Origin of the sequence: Croceibacterium salegens (assembly GCF_009827435.1) — a bacterium.
GTDB classification, from domain to species: Bacteria; Pseudomonadota; Alphaproteobacteria; order Sphingomonadales; family Sphingomonadaceae; genus Croceibacterium_B; species Croceibacterium_B salegens.
In genome coordinates, this window is the sequence record NZ_WTYM01000033.1 from 252,312 (window position 1) to 267,666 (window position 15,355).

Here is a 15,355-nt window from a genome sequence, read left to right on the forward strand (position 1 = left end):
GCCGGTGTGCTGATCACGCCTCCGCCTCTCGAGGTTCCCCCACCGCCTCCGCAGGCGGCGAGACAAAAGGCAGAGCTGACGGCAAGCGTCAGGCCAATAGACTTCATGCTGATGCGACCCCTTGGTATGTGTTTGATTCAATTTCCTGTAAACATTGCGATATTGCAAGGCCCTTAAGACGCTTGCGCCCGAGTTTACGGCCTTGAAACCGGGGCTATCGCCTGGGTCAACAATCTCTCGCTTGCCCCACCGGGTGGCGCCCGCCATGAGTGGACACAGTCAATCAGCGTCCGAGGAGAGCCCCATGTCCGACGTCTACATCCCGCCCAAGGTCTGGACCTTCGATCCGGAAAACGGGGGGCAGTTCGCCGGCATCAACCGCCCGACTGCCGGCGCGCGCGAGGAGAAGGAGCTGACGGTCGGCGAGCATCCGTTCCAGCTCTACTCGCTCGGCACGCCCAACGGTGTGAAGGTGACGATCATGTTCGAGGAGCTGCTCGAAGCGGGCTTCTCGGGCGCGGAATACGACGCCTGGCTGATCAAGATCTTCGAGGGCGCGCAGTTCTGGTCGGGCTTCGTCGACCTCAATCCCAATTCCAAGATTCCTGCACTGCTCGACCGGAGTGGCCCGCAGCCATTCCGCGTGTTCGAGAGCGGCGCGATCCTCGTCCACCTCGCCGAGAAGTTCGGATACCTGCTGCCCAAGCAGAACCCGGCCCGCGCCGAAACGCTGAGCTGGCTGATGTGGCAGATGGGCAGCGCGCCGTTCATCGGCGGCGGCTTCGGGCATTTCTACGTCTACGCGCCCAAACGCTACAAGTATCCGATCGACCGCTACGCGATGGAAACCAAGCGGTTGTTCTCGGTCGCCGACATGCAACTGGCGAAGACTGAATACCTTGGCGGCGACGACTATACGATCGCCGACATCGCCGCCTACACTTGGCTTGGCAACCTCTACCACGGCGCCTACAACCGCTGCGACGTGTTCCTCAGCCTCGACGAGTACGAGAACGTCGCGCGCTGGGTGAAAGCCATCGACGCCCGCCCGGCTGCGATCCGTGGGCGGCTGGTCAACAGCCAGGCGATGGCTGAACGCCACAGCGCCGCGGACTTCGACAAGGTCGAGGACCGCAGCCTGTTCGAGCCGGTCAGGAAGCGCGCCGACGTTTGATCCGCCGGCGCCCGCGGCCTGGCGCTAGAAAGTTCCCTTCACGGTCAGGCGGAAGATCGGGCCGATCAGCTGGTCATGCAACTGGTTGAACAGGACCGGATCGCTGAGGCGGCGGCCGTCGTAGACCGTGCGTTCGCGCCGGTGCCGCGCATTGGTCAGGTTCACAACGGTGAAATTGACCGTCAGCCCGAAAACGTCCTTGTTCTCGATGAACCAGTAGTCGAACAACGGGCCTTCCCACCCTTCGCTGATCTCGGTGAGGTAATAGCCCTTCTGCATCCGATAGTGCTCGGCCCCGAAGCCGTATGCCCAGTCGCTACTGGGGATGTCGTGCCGATAGCTGGCATTGACGTAGCGCTTCAGTTCGTTGCTGATCGGGCGATGCATGCCCGAAAGCGGGTCGGCGACACTCGAATCCTGGAGTTCCAGCGAAAGGTCGATCTTCGCGCCCTTCACGCCGACCGGCTCGAGTTGGAAGGTATTGGTCCATTCCATGCCCCAGCGGCGCGCATGCGGCAGGTTGCCGACCGCTTCGCCGTCGACGCCGACCGGGATGATGTCGACGATGTCTTCGATCCAGTGGTGGTAGAGCCGCAGCCGGGTCTTGCCCCATGCGCCGAGCGACTTGCCGAATTCGGTTTCGACCTCCCAGCTCTGCGGCGGGACGAGGTCGGGGTTGCCGCTGTTCTCGCGTTCCTGCTGCAGGTTCGGCTGCGCGAGAAAATCGTAGAAGCTGATCTGGCCAACGCGGCGGCGCAGGCGGAGGCTCAGGTCCCAGTCGTCGCCAGGCCGCCAGCCGAGAACAACGCTGCCCTTCGGCCGGAAGAAATCGCGCGGTTCAAGATCGCCATCGAGGCGCGCCAACTTCGAGACTTCGGCTCCGGCAGCCACCTGGATGTCGGCCTTGTCGCCGATCGGGCGGTTCCAGGTCGCGATGCCCTCGTAACGGGTCTCCACGACATGACCGCTCCCGTCAGGGTACGGCACTTCCGTAAACTCGCCGTCGGCCCCTAGCGTGTAGAGCGTGCCCCGCTGGTCGAGTGAGTTGTAGGCCCGCTCGAACGAGAGCTGCCAGTCGTTCTTGCCGCCCTTCCAGCCGTATTCGGCGCGTAGCACGGTTTCGCCGATGCGGCTGTTGCGCAGGAAACGCACTCCGTCGTCGGGGCGCCCGTCGGCGTAGGAATTGATCTGTGAAACGTCGAACGGCTCGTGGTCGAAATGCCTGAGGCCGATCAGCTTCAGCCGGCCACCGCCGAGATCGAAGGCATAGTCGCCGTTGACGTCGTAGTAGAAGCCGTCGAGCTTCTGGTCGTTCAACCGGGTGTAGTTGACGCCGCCGACCGGCATGCGATCCTCGCGGCTGTAGCTCGGCGCCCAGTAGGGAGTGTAACCGAGCGTGAGGTTGCCTTCCGAAGTCCCTGGACCGTCGATGCCGAACTTGGTCTCGAAGGTGACCAGCTCGCTCTCGGAGTGAAAGAGCTGGTGACGGGTTTCGATCACGTTGCCTGATGCGTCGGTCAGCACGATAGGGCCGGCAAATGCGCCGCGACCGCCGGGGTTCTTGATCGACAGGGTGTAATCGAGCCAGCCGCTCTTGCCCGAGTAACTGATGTTGCCTTTGAAGAAATTGGGCTTGGCGTAGTGCGCCCGCACGTCAGGCCGCCAGGCGAACTGTCCGCTGGCCGATTTCTCCTCGGTCAGCACAACATTGGCGACCTGGCCGGAAAGCCCGGCGATGCCGAGCGTGGAGGCGTCGACGATCTCGATGCGCACGACATTTGCCGCCGGAGTCTTCTGCAAAACGTCGACGGCGCCGCCGGTCTTGTTGGCGACGCGTTGCCCATCGATGAGGACATTTTCCGATGCCTGTCCCAGCCCGCGTTCCTGGTCGGAGCTGTGAATCGTGAAGCTCGGGACCTGCGACAGCATGTCGTAGGCCGTCTTCGGCGAAAAGCGGGCGAAGTCGGCCGGGGTGTAAACCAACTTGCCAGCCTCGCCGGACGCGGCGACCGCATCTTCTGCATTGTCCTGCGCGGCGGCAAGTGACGGAACTGCAAGCGCTATGGTCGCGATCGCGGTGGCAAGTCTAAGGTTGGAAGGGAAAGGGCGACGGTTCTTGTTTATCGTTTTTGACATCGCGCGCCCGTGACGTAGGCCGCAATCGCGGGCACCGCGACTTCGACCTGCGTCGATCCGGAATCGACCAGCGTCAATTCGACCAATTGTGCCGATCGGGAAGCGGCAGTCCGCCCCCGTCACGGGTCAGAAGTTGTATCCAGCCTCCACGCCAAAGATCCGCGGCCGCGCCTTGAAAACGAAGCCGCCGGGCGAGAATTCGGCGTTGTATTTCTCGTTGAAGAGGTTGCTGGCGAAGCCGGTCAGGCTCCAGTGATCGCCCTTCACGCCTGCGCGCACATCGACCAGTTCGACCGGACGGCGCACGGTGGAGTTATAGACGTCCCACCAGGTCCGCCCGATGCGGCGATAGTCGGCCCGGAGCAAGGCCGAGACCTCACCGCCGATATAGGGCGTGAACTGCGCCCCGAAGTTGAGCGTCGAGCGCGAGACCACCGGCGCCTCATTGCCGATTGCGGCGGGATCGGGGAACTCCTTGATCTCGCTGCCGGTCAGGCCCCAGGCGACGTTGAACTGCAGGTCGTCCGTCGGGGTCACAAGAGCTTCGAGCTCGAGACCCTTGAGCCGTACCTTGGGCACATTGCCGAGGTTTTGCGTCGAGTTGGCGTAGAGGTAGACGAAGAAATAGCTGTTCTTCGACTCGGTCGTGTAGATCGAGCCGTTGACGGTGAACAACCCGTCCGCGAGCTGCGACTTGAATCCGAGCTCCCAGGTGTCGGCGGTCTCCGCTTCGAACACGTCGTTGACCCCGACAACGCCGTTGGCCGCGGCGACCACGCCGACACCGGTCTGGTTGAAGCCGCCCGAGCGGAAGCCGCGCGAATAGCCGCCGTAGAACGTCAAGTCGCTGTTCGGCGTCACGGTAACCGTGAACTTTGGCTGCCAGTCGCTGAAGTTGCGGGTCCGCACGTCGCCCTGCGCGCTCTGCGGCGCGCCGAACAGGAACGCGATGTAGTTGATGTACCCGAGCCATGCGTTGGGCGTCTCGGTCGTGTTGCGCCGCCGGTCGTGATCGTAACGCACCGAGGCATCGACCCGCACCATGTCCGAAATCTTGTACCCGAGATTGGCGAAGGCCGCCCAGGCGAAGTTGTCCTGCGAGTCCGACAGGAACGAATATTGCGGGTTGTCCGCGTTGGTCGACGGCGTGCGGTAGACCGGGAACACGCCCTTATCGAGGTCCAGCATGTTGCCGGTCGAGATGAACCGGTCGGTCGAGATCAGGTATCCACCGACCATCCAGAACAGGTCTTCGTCCGCCGGGCTTTCGACCCGCAGTTCCTGGCTGAACGCCTTCACGTTGAGGTACTGGCTCTGGTTGAGGTCGGTGCTGCCCGAGAAGCACGGGTCTGACGGCAGGGCGCAGAACGCCTCGTTGGTCGGCAGGAAGTCGAAAGCGTCGCCGGTGATGATTTCCTTCACCGTGTCGTACGAGGTGACCGAGGTGATCGTGAAATCGTCGGACTCATAGGTCAGCTTGGCCGAGACATTGTTCATGTCGCGGTTGTCGATACCTTCGTTGTTGACCCGAACCGGCAGGCTGGTGTCGTTCACGTCGCCGACGATGTTGTACCAGAAGCCGGTGGTGCGGGTACGGTCCAGCGAGGCCCGCAGGTCGGCGCTGAAGCCGCCGCCGGCATCGAACAGCAGGCTCCCGCGCAGGGCATAGTCCTTGTAGGGATCGGCCTCGCGCCCGAGGTAGGGATTGGGGATGTAGCCGTCGGTGTCCTTGTACAGGCCAGCGATGCGGAACTTGATGCCGTCGCTCAGCGGGCCGCTGATTCCGGCCCGCGTGTAGTACCCGAAACCATTGTCGATCCCCGCCGTGATGCTGCCCTCGAGCTGGTCGCTCGGCTGCTTGGTAGTGATGATGATCGCCCCGCCGATGGCGTTGCGGCCGTAAAGCGCACCTTGCGGACCCTTGAGCACTTCGATCTGCGCGATGTCGAAAAGGTCCTGGTTGAAGGCCGCCGCATTGACCTGCTGCACCCCGTCGATGACCACCGCCACTGACGGCTCGCTGTTGCGCGCCTGGGTAATGCCGCGAATGACGATGAAGGCGTTGCCGACGTTCTGCGTCTCGACGAGGTTCACGTTCGAGGTGAGGTTGATGAAGTCGGCAGGCTTGTCGATCCCGGCGTTCTCGATCGCCTCCGCGTCGAAGGCAGTGATCGCCGCCGGAGTATCCTGCAAGGTATCCTCGCGGCGCAAGCCATAGACGATGATCTGGTTGCCGCTGTCTGCGGGCTTTTGCGCCTGCTCGTCGCTCGCCGCGTCATCTTGAGCCGCAGCCGGTCCTGACATGACAAAGGCAAGTGCGGCCAACGAAGCGCCGGCAAGCCGGCCCCCGCAAATCTTCAGCATCCGATCCTCCCACACCCTTGTAATTATCCTGTGCGATATAGACGTTTCGGGAAATACTGGCAATTTGATTGCACGGCCCGGCTCGACCCCCTTCCCTTCCCCCGGAGGCCAGCCTATGGGCGCTGCGCTGGTGGGGCGTCGCCAAGTGGTAAGGCACCGGTTTTTGGTACCGGCATTCGCAGGTTCGAATCCTGCCGCCCCAGCCAGCGCATCGCGGTTTCGAACCCCGCGATTTCAAACTCTCTCGACAGGCGGGTTCGCGTCGTTAGCCTCGCGCGCGATGCAGGCGGTTTTCACAAGCTGGCAGTTCTGGACTCTGCTGTCCGCGCTATTCGCGGCGTTGACGGCGATACTCGCCAAGGTCGGCGTGCAGGGCATCGATCCCGACCTCGCCACCTTTGTGCGGACGATAATCGTCGCCGGGGCGCTTGCGACCCTGCTGGCACTGACCGGCAAGCTGTCCGGCGAACACGGCATGACGCGCAAGGCGATGCTGTTCCTGACATTATCGGGCCTTGCGACCGGGGCGAGTTGGCTGTGCTATTTCCGGGCGCTGTCGATCGGCGAGGCGGCGCAGGTGGCGCCCGTCGACAAGCTGAGCGTCGTGCTGGTCGCCGTGCTTGGCGTCGTCCTGCTTGGCGAGCGGCTCACTGCCTACGGGTGGATCGGCGTGGCGCTGGTCACCGCGGGCGGCTTCCTGATCGCCTGGCGCGGCTAAGAGAGAGATCGAACGATGAGCGGAATCGCACTCAACTTCTTCAAGCTCAACGTGCCCGACATGGACGCGGCACTGGCCTTCTGGGAGCGGGGCTTTGGCTTCGCGGTCGTGCAGACCTTCGATGAGCCCGACTTTCTCGAGCATATCCTAGCCCTGCCCGGCCAGCAAGCTGGACCCAACCTGTTGCTCGTCGCCTACAAGGACGGGCGCGACGTGTCGGTCGGCCCCGGTCACGGCCCTGTCGGCTTCCAGTGCGACGATATCGCCGCCGCGCACGAGCAGGCGCTGGCGGCTGGCGCGCAGCAGCTCACCGGGATTTTCCCGGTCGGGCCGGTGCTGGTGGCTATGCTCAAGAGCCCCGACGGGCACGAGATCGAGCTGGTCCAGCTGCCGGCATGAGCCGCCAGCCGAACATCGTCTTCATCCTCGCCGACGACCTCGGCTACGCCGACCTGTCGTGTTACGGGCGGCAGGACTACCAGACCCCGGCGCTCGACCGGCTGGCGAGCCAAGGCATGCGCTTCACCCACGCCTACGCCAACAGCGCGGTGTGCACGGCGACCCGCGTCGCGTTCATGACCGGGCGCTACCAGTACCGCCTTCCGATCGGGCTGGAGGAGCCGCTGCAGGGCCGCGCGATCGGCCTGCCGCCCGAGCACCCGACCCTACCCTCGCTGCTGCGCGACCGCGGCTACCACACCAGCCTCGTCGGCAAGTGGCACCTCGGCGACCTGCCGGACTACTGCCCGCTCAACAGCGGGTTCGACGAATTCTGGGGCATCCGCGGCGGCGGGGTCGATTACTTCACCCACCGCCACCTCGGGAAAAACGACCTGTGGGACGGGACCGAGAACATCGAGCGCACCGGCTACCTCACCGAGCTGCTGGCCGAGCGCGCGGTGCAGGTGCTGGAGGAGCGCGCCGCCGCCGGGCAGCCGTTCTTCCTCAACCTCAACTTCACCGCGCCGCACTGGCCGTGGGAGGCGCCAGATGCCGCAGGCAAGGCGGAGAGCGATCGGCTCACCGCGAAAGACGATCCCATACCGATCATCCACTGGGACGGCGGCGACATGGCGACCTACGCGGCGATGGTGCGGTCGCTCGACCTGGCTTGCGAACATGTGATTGAAGCGCTTGATCGGCTCCGTTTGGCGAATGAAACGATCGTCGTGTTTACCAGCGACAATGGCGGCGAGCGCTTTTCCGACATGTGGCCGTTCAACGGCCGCAAGACCGAGCTGCTCGAAGGCGGGCTGCGGGTGCCCGCCATCGTCCGCTGGCCCGGGGTCGCGGCGCCGGGCAGCGAGAGCGAGGCGCAGGTCATGACGATGGACTGGCTGCCGACCTTCCTCGCCGCCGCCGGAGGCTCGCCGGATCCCGAGTTCCCAAGCGACGGGATCGACATCCGTGGCGCCATCGCAGGCGGCGCGATCCCCGAGCGCGGGCTGTTCTTCCGCTTCGGCAACCACGACCAGCGCGCGGCGCGGATCGGACGGATGAAGTACCTGCGCATTGCCGGCAACGAGTTCCTGTTCGACATCGTCGCCGACCCCATGGAGCGCGGCAACCTCAAGGCTCGCCAGCCAGAGGTATTCGCCAGGCTCATCGCCGAGTGGGAGGCGTGGAACCGGACAATGCTGCCGCCCGACCCGGAAGCCGGGCGGCACGGTTTCACCGGAGCGGAACTCGCGGACTACTTCGGGGTCGACAGCTAGTTCGCGTAGGCCCCGGCGAACACCTCGATGGTCGGATAGTTTGGGTCCTGCAGCACGCTCGACATCATGAAGCTCTCGACGATGTCGCAGCGCGGATCGGTGCCGTGGTCCTGGCGATACCAGATCAGCCGCCAGTCCTGCAGCGGGTAGAGCAGCACCACGTCCTTGCGCACTTCGGGAGGCAGCATGACCTCCGAGAACGAGGCGACGCCGTGACCGCGTTCGAGCATGGTGCCGATCACGTCGAAGAACTGGGTGTGGCTGACGACCTTGCGCGGCACGATGCCGTGGACTTCGAACGCCTTGAGGACCTCGCGTTCCTGCAGGCTTCCCGCCTGGGGCAGGACGAACGGCAACTGCGACATCTCGTCGGCCGAAAGCGGCGATTTCCTTCCCTTCAGGAACTTGCGATGGCCGAAGATGCCGCCGCGGACCATGGCCAGCTGGCGCATCGCCGGATCGACCGGGCGATCGGCCCGCAAGTGGAACAGCGCAAAGTCGAACCGCGCGTCCTGGATGTCCTGGGCATAGCGGTAGCTCGGTGGCTGGGCCTCGAATTCGAGCTGGATGTTGGGGTGCTGCGACAGGAAGCGGTCGAGCTTGGGTTTGACGAAATAGTCGACTAGTCCCTGCCCCACCCGGATGCGGTAGGTAACCGGTCCGTCGCGCTCGGGCTGGCTGCGGCGATGGCTGGCGAGCCGCTCGCCGGCGCTGGTGAATTCGCGCAGGTCTTCGAGGAACGACATACCGTCCTGCGTCAGGCTGGGTCGCTTGCCCGGACGCCGCGAGAGCAAGGAAACGCCCAGCTGCTCTTCCAGCGCCTTGATCTGGTTGCTGACCGAAGCCTGTGAAATGCCGAGCGTTTCCGCTGTACGGCGAAAGCTGCGCGTGGCGCAGAGGCTGGCGTAGACTTCCAGCTGGCGCAAGGTGAAAGGTAGGTTAGGCATTATCAGTCCCGACGCAGCCCATAACCTGTAAATAATGTGTTGTCATCACTTTGCGATGCGTTGCTTTGCAGGGGCGATTCCCGCGATTTCCCTTCCCCAGAACACAGGGAGGGAACTCATGAGGTATTTCACGAACGCCGTAGGTGTGTCCGCCATCCGCAAGGGGCTGGCCTTCGGAGCCAGCGCAACGGCACTTGTCTTCGCCGCTTCACCGGCACTTGCGCAGGACGAAGCCCAGACCGAAAGCGACCAGATCGCCCAGGAACTCGGCTCAAGCGACAGCGGCAACAACATCGTCGTCACCGGCTCGCGCCTGTCGATTCCGTCGGGCATGGAAACCGCCACGCCCGTGACGGCGATCGATGAAGAGGAAATCGACAACCTCGATCCCGGCGCGCTGATCCAGGCGATGAACACGCTGCCGATCTTCATCAACAACGATTCTCCCAATAGCAACGCCGGCTTCTTCGCGCGTTCGGGTACGGGCAACCTGAACCTGCGCGGCCTCGGCACCAACCGCACGCTGACCCTGCTCAACGGCCGGCGCATCGCGCCGAGCACCGCTTTCGGCGGCGCCGACATCAACCTCATCCCGGCGGCCATGCTCAAGGGCGTTGAAAACGTGACCGGCGGCGCCTCGGCCGCCTACGGTACCGACGCGGTCGCGGGCGTGACCAACTTCCTGCTCGACACCAAGTTCACCGGCCTCGAAGTCAACCTGCAGGCCGGCATCACCGAACGCGGGGACGGCTTTAATTACGAGGGCAGCATCGCTTACGGCACGCCATTCTCGGATGGTCGCGGGCACTTCCTGTTCTCGGCCGAAGTCAACGCCATGGACCCGATCTTCTCCTACAAGGGTCGCGACTGGTACAAGGGCTACGGCCTGCTCGACTCCGATGCCGACGGCATCGATGAAGTGTGGCCGGACGTGCGTTCGTCGCGCGTCACTTTCGGTGGCCTTATCAGCGGGCCTCCGGGATTTTCGTTCAACAACTTCCAGTTCAACGATGCCGGTGGTGTATCGGCCTACCAGCTCGGAGTCGCGTCCGATGGCGCCATCGGCGCCATCGATGCGCGTACTTCCGGCGGCAGCGGCGACGACATCAACTGCGGCGAGGTCTGCAACGTCTGGCCGGATACCGACCGCTATTCGGTATTCGCCTATGCCGACTACGATCTGACCTCCAACCTCAAGATCTTCGCACAGTACATGCGCGGCAAGAGCCACCTGTTCGAAAACGCCACGCCGCGTGGTTCGGGCGTCGGCTTCCCGACCACCTTCACCGTCTTCTCGGACAACTTCTACCTCAACAAGTATTACCCGCAGGTCGCGGCGGCCATGATCGGCACCGGCACCGCTGCGGCCCCGCAGTATGCGTCGTTCTCGTTGCGCAAGATGTGCAGCATCGAGGACTGCGGCGCGCTTTACTACGAGGAGAGGACCACGCAGAACATCGGAACGGCCGGGTTCGAATACAGCTTCGACACGGATGGGTTCTTCGACGGCTGGCAAGCCGACGGTTATTACCAGTACGCCGAATCGAAGAAGGTGTGGGACCAGTTCGGCCTGCGCGTGGATCGAGTCTTCGCCGCGCTCGACGCGGTGGACGACGGCACTGGCAATCCGGTTTGCCGTGTGACGCTGTTCGGCAGCAACGACTTCCCGGGTTGTTCGCCGGTCAACCTGTTCGGTGTCGGCGGCGCCGGCAACCCGACGCCTGACGGCTACGACTATATCACCGGCATGGATCCGGGCGTACAGATCGATACGCCGCTGTACTTCGCCGACACCGGTTTCGACCTAGGAATCACCGATTCCTACACCTCGACCAACGCCAAGCGCGCGATCACGACGTTCAAGCAGCAATTCGCCGAACTCAGCTTCCGGGGCCAGGTCTTCGACCTGCCCGCCGGTCCGATTTCGATGGCTTTCGGCGGTTCGTACCGCAAGGACTCGATCTACCAGATCAACCGCGACCAGGCGAACCCGTCGTCCAACCACGCAACCGGCCATCCGGTGCTGTGCAATGGACAATCGCCGGGCCTGCGCGGCGTCAGCGGCGGCGACTGCGCCAACACCGTCGGCACCCAGTATTCGAAGACCTCGAATATCCAGGGCAGCGCGGACGTGTGGGAAATCTTCGGCGAAACGCTTATACCGGTCTTCAACACCGGGCACGGCCAGCGCGCGAACCTCAATCTTGCCGCTCGCTGGGCGGACTACGAAGGTTCGGGCCAGATCTGGTCGTACAAGGGCAGCCTCGACGTCTCGATCATCGACGACCTGCGCCTGCGCGGCACCTATTCGCGCGACGTTCGCGCCGCGAACCTCAACGAGCGGTTCAACAAGACCGGCGGTATCGGCACAGTGCTCGATCCGCGCATCTCGCAGGCGGATATGACAGCCTGCGCTGCAGCCAATCCGCCGCCAACGTCGGTCAACTGCACCGCCAGCTATTCTGTGACCACGTTCTCCGGGGGCAATCCCAACGTGAACCCGGAGAAAGCGGATACCTATACCGCCGGTGTCGTCTTCCAGCCCTCGTTCTTCTCGGGCTTCCAGCTCTCGGTCGACTGGTTCAAGGTCGACCTCAAGGGAGCGATCGGCCAGGTCGGCCTCGCCGAAGTCGCGCGGCGTTGTTACGAGGATAACGATCCGCTGTTCTGCGGCCTGATCACCGAAAGCACGACCGACAAAACCCCGGCAGGCGGATATCCGCTGATGATCCTGGTCGGCGACCAGTACGTCAACGTCGCCAGATCCTACGTCGAAGGTATCGACGCGGAGATGGACTACAGCACCGACGTAAACGTCTTCGGCGGAGAAAACGAACGACTCTCGTTCCGCGCCTTCGGCACCTGGCTGTTCGAGCGTTCGAACACGGGTGCAGCTCTGCCCTCGAACAACTTCGACCCGGTCCCGGTCCACTTCGAAGGCTTCGGTTCGTTCCCGAAGTTCCGCGCCACCGGCTTCGTCACATACAACAACGGCCCGTTCAACATCAACTTCACCGGCCGGTACCTGCAGAGCACAAAGATCCAGAACCCGGCCACAGCGGGCGCGGCGGGCATCACGATCGAGAACAATAAGATTCCGTCGACGTTCTACCTCGATACCCGGATGAACTACGATTTCGAGCTCTCCGGGACCGATGCCCAAGTCTACCTGTCGATCACCAACCTGCTCGACAAGGATCCGCCGGTCGTCGCGACCTACAGCTTCTTCACGGCGAACGCGACGCAGACCTTCAATGCACTGCATGACGTTCTCGGGCGCCGGTACACGCTCGGGCTCAGGATCAAGATGTGAGGCTTCGCGCCACACGCGCTTGACAGGCGAGGTCGGCCGGGGAGGAGGACTCCAGCCGACCTGGCCACCCGAAGACCGGGAGAATGCTGGAAATGACTGATACCGCCCCCCGCAAGGGAATTACCCGCCGCAGTGCCGTCGGCGGCATTCTGGGGACCGCAGCTCTGGCCGCTGCCGGGCCGGGCCTGGCACGCAATCCGGGGCGCAAGCCGAACTTCCTGTTCATCATGGCCGATGACTTCGGTTGGGGCGACCTGTCTTGCTACGGCCGGCAGGAATACACGACGCCGGCGATCGACAGCCTCGCCGCGCAGGGCATGCAGTTCATGCACGGCTATGCCAATTCGGCCGTGTGCAGCGCCACGCGTATGGGCCTGATCACCGGCCGCTACCAGTACCGACTGCGCGCCGGTCTCGAAGAACCGCTTGGCGGCCCGACCTGGGGCCTGCCGCCGGAGCACCCCAACCTGCCGTCATTGCTGAAGAAGCTGGGCTATCACTCAGCGCTGGTCGGCAAGTGGCACCTCGGCAATCTCCCGAAGTTCGGCCCGCTGCAGAGTGGCTACGACGAGTTCTGGGGCAACCGTGGCGGCGGGGTCGATTACTACACCCATTCGATCGCCAACCAGCCCGACCTGTGGGACGGCGACGTGCGCATCGAGCAGATGGGGTACTACACCAACCTGCTCGCCGACCGTTCGCTCGAATATCTTGCGGCGCGCGCGAAGGAGCCGGACAAGCCCTGGCTGCTGAGCCTGCACTTCACCGCCGCGCACTGGCCGTGGGAAGCGGACAACGAGAAAGGCCGCGCCGACTCCGCCCGCATCGCCGCGAAGAACAATCCCGGCGAGCTTGGCATTGCCGATTATGACGGGGGCGATCTCGAAACCTACGCTGGCATGGTCACGTCGATGGACCGCAACGTCGGCCGGATCCTGTCCCGCCTGCGCGAGCTGGGCATGGAGGAGGACACCGTCGTCGTCTTCACCAGCGACAACGGCGGCGAACGCTACAGCCACAACTGGCCGTTCAACGGCATCAAGACCGAACTGCTCGAAGGCGGCCTGCGCGTGCCATTCATCGTGCGCTGGCCGGGCCTCGTCGCGCCGGGCAGCAAGAGCGACGTCCCGGTCATCTCGATGGACATCCTGCCGACGTTCCTCGCGGCAGCCGGTGGAGCGCCGGACCCGGCCTATCCGGCCGATGGACTTGACATCCATAACGCGCTCGCCGGCAGCACGCTGCCCGATCGCCCGCTGTTCTGGCGCTTCTGGAACAAGGACCAGAAGGCGGCGCGGCGCGGGCAGTACAAGTACCTGTCGATCAACGGCAACGAGTACCTGTTCGACATCGTCGCCGACCCGCAGGAACGGGCCAACCTCGCCAAGCGCCTGCCCGACAAGTTCGCCGAGCTGAAGGGCGCGTTCGACGAGTGGAACAAGGGGATGATCCCCTACGACAAGAGCGTTTCGAGCTTCGGTTGGACACCGAAGGAACTGGCCGATCACTACGGCTGGAACGATTGAGGGGGGAAGCCGGGCGGCGGAGGGGTACCGAGTTCTCTCCCCGCCGCCGTCCGGCGACTCAAGTCAGTGAGATACTGAAGCGCCCTTCCTCGGATGCAGCACCGGGGCAACGATCCCGAGCACGATAACTCCAAGTCCGACCGCCACCGCGATGCCGGCAACGAGGCCCATGATGGCGTCGAGCGGCAGCATCATCCTGAGTGCCATCGCCCCGGCAAACGGCGCCATGACCATGCCTGAAATCCGCCCCCAGCCCCCGGCCCAGCCGATGCCGCTCGAACGCATCTCGGGCGGATAACTGAGCGTCGCAAGGTTGTTCAGACCGGTCTGCCCGCCGACCTGGGTGAAGTTCCACATGATCAGCGCGCCGAGGAAGATGCCCGAACTGAAGGGCACGCTGCCGAGAGTGTAGAGCGCGATGGCCTCCACGAAGTAGAACACGGCGATCAGCCAGTAGGGGTTCATGCGGTCCATCAGGAAGCCCATGATCAGCGTCCCGACCGCGCCCCCGGCGAACGAGATCATCGCCGAGATGGCGAATTCCTGGATCGGGATGCCACCGATTTCCTGCATAAAGGTCGCCAGCCAGTTCTGCAGCAGCGCGATGTTGCCGAGCGACAGGAAGCACACGGCCCACAGGATCAGCGTCTGCGCCAGGTACTTCTTCTGCAGCAGCGCAAGCGGGCCAAGGTCGCGCTCCGGCGGAGGGGCGTTGCCGAGGTGGAAGACCTCACCGTCCTGCACCGGCCGGTTCGCGCCGATGGCATTGATCGTCGCCGGAATCTTCGGGTCCGCCGGGTTGCGAGTCACGCGGAAGGCCAGCGATTCTGGAATGATCAAAAGCAATGGGATCGCCAGGAAGCCGAGCACGCCGCCGACGTAGAAGCCGATCTGCCAGCCGTAGAGGTCGAGCAGCCACGCCGCGATGACCCCGCTCGCCGCGTTACCGCCCGAGAACCACACCAGCGCAATCGCCATAAACGCCGCTCGCCAGCGCCTGGGGGTCATCTCCGAAAGCAGCGCAAGGCCGATCGGCAGCATGGCGGAAAAGAAAATGCCCGAAAGGCCGCGGATGATCGCCATGTGCGTGACCGTGTCGGCATAGGCCCCGACGATCGACAACACGCCGAACCCGGCCGCGCAGATGCCCAGCACCGGGCGCCGCCCGATCCGGTCCGCCAGCGGCGGCATCAGGAACGCGCCGACGGTCATGCCGACGTAGGTCCAGAAGATCACCACATCCATCTGGTCGGGCCGGGCGTTCAGGCCCGTGGCGATCGCCGGCAGGATCTTGCCGAAGAAGTACATGTCGAAGCCGTCGATGAAGAGCACCAGAGAGCACACGGCGAGCATGGCGAATTCGCGCCAGCCGAGCTTTCGTTCGTCGATGAATGCGGTAACGTCGAAGCGTTGCTGCGCGACAGCTTCGTTCATGAAAGTCCCTCTCCCGCTGGACTATGTC

At 64.0% G+C, this 15,355-nt stretch carries 10 protein-coding genes and 1 tRNA gene; 7 read left to right on the forward strand and 4 right to left on the reverse strand.

The features are described 5' to 3' along the window. Window positions 1–304: 304 nt before the first annotated feature. Entirely contained in the window at window positions 305–1,174 is an 870-nt protein-coding gene (gene yghU / locus GRI89_RS07245; protein WP_159793633.1) for a glutathione-dependent disulfide-bond oxidoreductase, read from the forward strand. 24 nt (window positions 1,175–1,198) lie between these two features. Here the strand turns inward: yghU and GRI89_RS07250 are convergent, their stop codons facing one another. Together GRI89_RS07250 and GRI89_RS07255 are read right to left on the reverse strand one after the other, a co-directional pair. Further along, window positions 1,199–3,310, reverse strand: coding sequence for a TonB-dependent receptor plug domain-containing protein (locus GRI89_RS07250; protein WP_159793635.1), 2,112 nt, complete (start codon window positions 3,308–3,310; stop codon window positions 1,199–1,201). 126 nt (window positions 3,311–3,436) lie between these two features. Continuing rightward, on the reverse strand, window positions 3,437–5,614 hold the full coding sequence (locus GRI89_RS07255) for a TonB-dependent receptor (RefSeq protein ID WP_235912854.1): 2,178 nt from the start codon (window positions 5,612–5,614) through the stop codon (window positions 3,437–3,439). Window positions 5,615–5,805: 191 nt separating this feature from the next. On the opposite strand from GRI89_RS07255, the gene GRI89_RS07260 reads away from it, so the two are divergent. The 4 genes from GRI89_RS07260 to GRI89_RS07275 all read left to right on the forward strand — a co-directional run bounded on the left by GRI89_RS07260 (window position 5,806) and on the right by GRI89_RS07275 (window position 8,107). Then, a tRNA-Gln gene (locus GRI89_RS07260) sits at window positions 5,806–5,880 on the forward strand. Window positions 5,881–5,954: 74 nt separating this feature from the next. Continuing rightward, a complete protein-coding gene (locus tag GRI89_RS07265; protein WP_159793639.1) occupies window positions 5,955–6,392 on the forward strand; it encodes an EamA family transporter in 438 nt (145 codons plus the stop codon). 15 nt (window positions 6,393–6,407) lie between these two features. Continuing rightward, the gene (locus GRI89_RS07270) at window positions 6,408–6,791 is read left to right on the forward strand and encodes a VOC family protein (RefSeq protein ID WP_159793641.1); all 384 of its coding nucleotides are present in this window, start codon (window positions 6,408–6,410) and stop codon (window positions 6,789–6,791) included. Continuing rightward, window positions 6,788–8,107 (forward strand): sulfatase-like hydrolase/transferase, encoded by a 1,320-nt coding sequence (locus GRI89_RS07275; protein WP_159793643.1) that lies wholly within the window; start codon window positions 6,788–6,790, stop codon window positions 8,105–8,107. The genes GRI89_RS07270 and GRI89_RS07275 overlap by 4 nt, the downstream gene beginning before the upstream one ends. Here the strand turns inward: GRI89_RS07275 and GRI89_RS07280 are convergent. After that, window positions 8,104–9,054: a LysR family transcriptional regulator gene (locus tag GRI89_RS07280; RefSeq protein WP_159793645.1), complete on the reverse strand. Its 951-nt coding sequence runs from the start codon at window positions 9,052–9,054 to the stop codon at window positions 8,104–8,106. The two genes, GRI89_RS07275 and GRI89_RS07280, sit on opposite strands and share 4 nt — an antisense overlap. A 118-nt stretch (window positions 9,055–9,172) precedes the next feature. On the opposite strand from GRI89_RS07280, the gene GRI89_RS07285 reads away from it, so the two are divergent. Then, window positions 9,173–12,367, forward strand: a complete 3,195-nt coding sequence (locus GRI89_RS07285) for a TonB-dependent receptor domain-containing protein (protein ID WP_159793647.1) — start codon at window positions 9,173–9,175, stop codon at window positions 12,365–12,367. Window positions 12,368–12,459: 92 nt separating this feature from the next. Continuing rightward, the gene (locus GRI89_RS07290) at window positions 12,460–13,893 is read left to right on the forward strand and encodes a sulfatase-like hydrolase/transferase (protein ID WP_159793649.1); all 1,434 of its coding nucleotides are present in this window, start codon (window positions 12,460–12,462) and stop codon (window positions 13,891–13,893) included. A 63-nt stretch (window positions 13,894–13,956) separates the two neighbouring features. Here GRI89_RS07290 and GRI89_RS07295 read toward each other — a convergent pair whose 3' ends face one another. Then, the gene (locus tag GRI89_RS07295; RefSeq protein ID WP_159793651.1) at window positions 13,957–15,327 is read right to left on the reverse strand and encodes an MFS transporter; all 1,371 of its coding nucleotides are present in this window, start codon (window positions 15,325–15,327) and stop codon (window positions 13,957–13,959) included. Window positions 15,328–15,355: the final 28 nt, after the last annotated feature.

What these genes read in the sequence shown, in the direction of transcription:
- yghU (WP_159793633.1), top strand. Translation starts at nt 305, where the DNA reads ATGTCCGACGTCTACATCCCGCCCAAGGTCTGGACCTTCGATCCGGAA.
- GRI89_RS07250 (WP_159793635.1), bottom strand. Translation starts at nt 3,310, where the DNA reads ATGTCAAAAACGATAAACAAGAACCGTCGCCCTTTCCCTTCCAACCTT.
- GRI89_RS07255 (WP_235912854.1), bottom strand. Translation starts at nt 5,614, where the DNA reads ATGTCAGGACCGGCTGCGGCTCAAGATGACGCGGCGAGCGACGAGCAG.
- GRI89_RS07265 (WP_159793639.1), top strand. Translation starts at nt 5,955, where the DNA reads ATGCAGGCGGTTTTCACAAGCTGGCAGTTCTGGACTCTGCTGTCCGCG.
- GRI89_RS07270 (WP_159793641.1), top strand. Translation starts at nt 6,408, where the DNA reads ATGAGCGGAATCGCACTCAACTTCTTCAAGCTCAACGTGCCCGACATG.
- GRI89_RS07275 (WP_159793643.1), top strand. Translation starts at nt 6,788, where the DNA reads ATGAGCCGCCAGCCGAACATCGTCTTCATCCTCGCCGACGACCTCGGC.
- GRI89_RS07280 (WP_159793645.1), bottom strand. Translation starts at nt 9,054, where the DNA reads ATGCCTAACCTACCTTTCACCTTGCGCCAGCTGGAAGTCTACGCCAGC.
- GRI89_RS07285 (WP_159793647.1), top strand. Translation starts at nt 9,173, where the DNA reads ATGAGGTATTTCACGAACGCCGTAGGTGTGTCCGCCATCCGCAAGGGG.
- GRI89_RS07290 (WP_159793649.1), top strand. Translation starts at nt 12,460, where the DNA reads ATGACTGATACCGCCCCCCGCAAGGGAATTACCCGCCGCAGTGCCGTC.
- GRI89_RS07295 (WP_159793651.1), bottom strand. Translation starts at nt 15,327, where the DNA reads ATGAACGAAGCTGTCGCGCAGCAACGCTTCGACGTTACCGCATTCATC.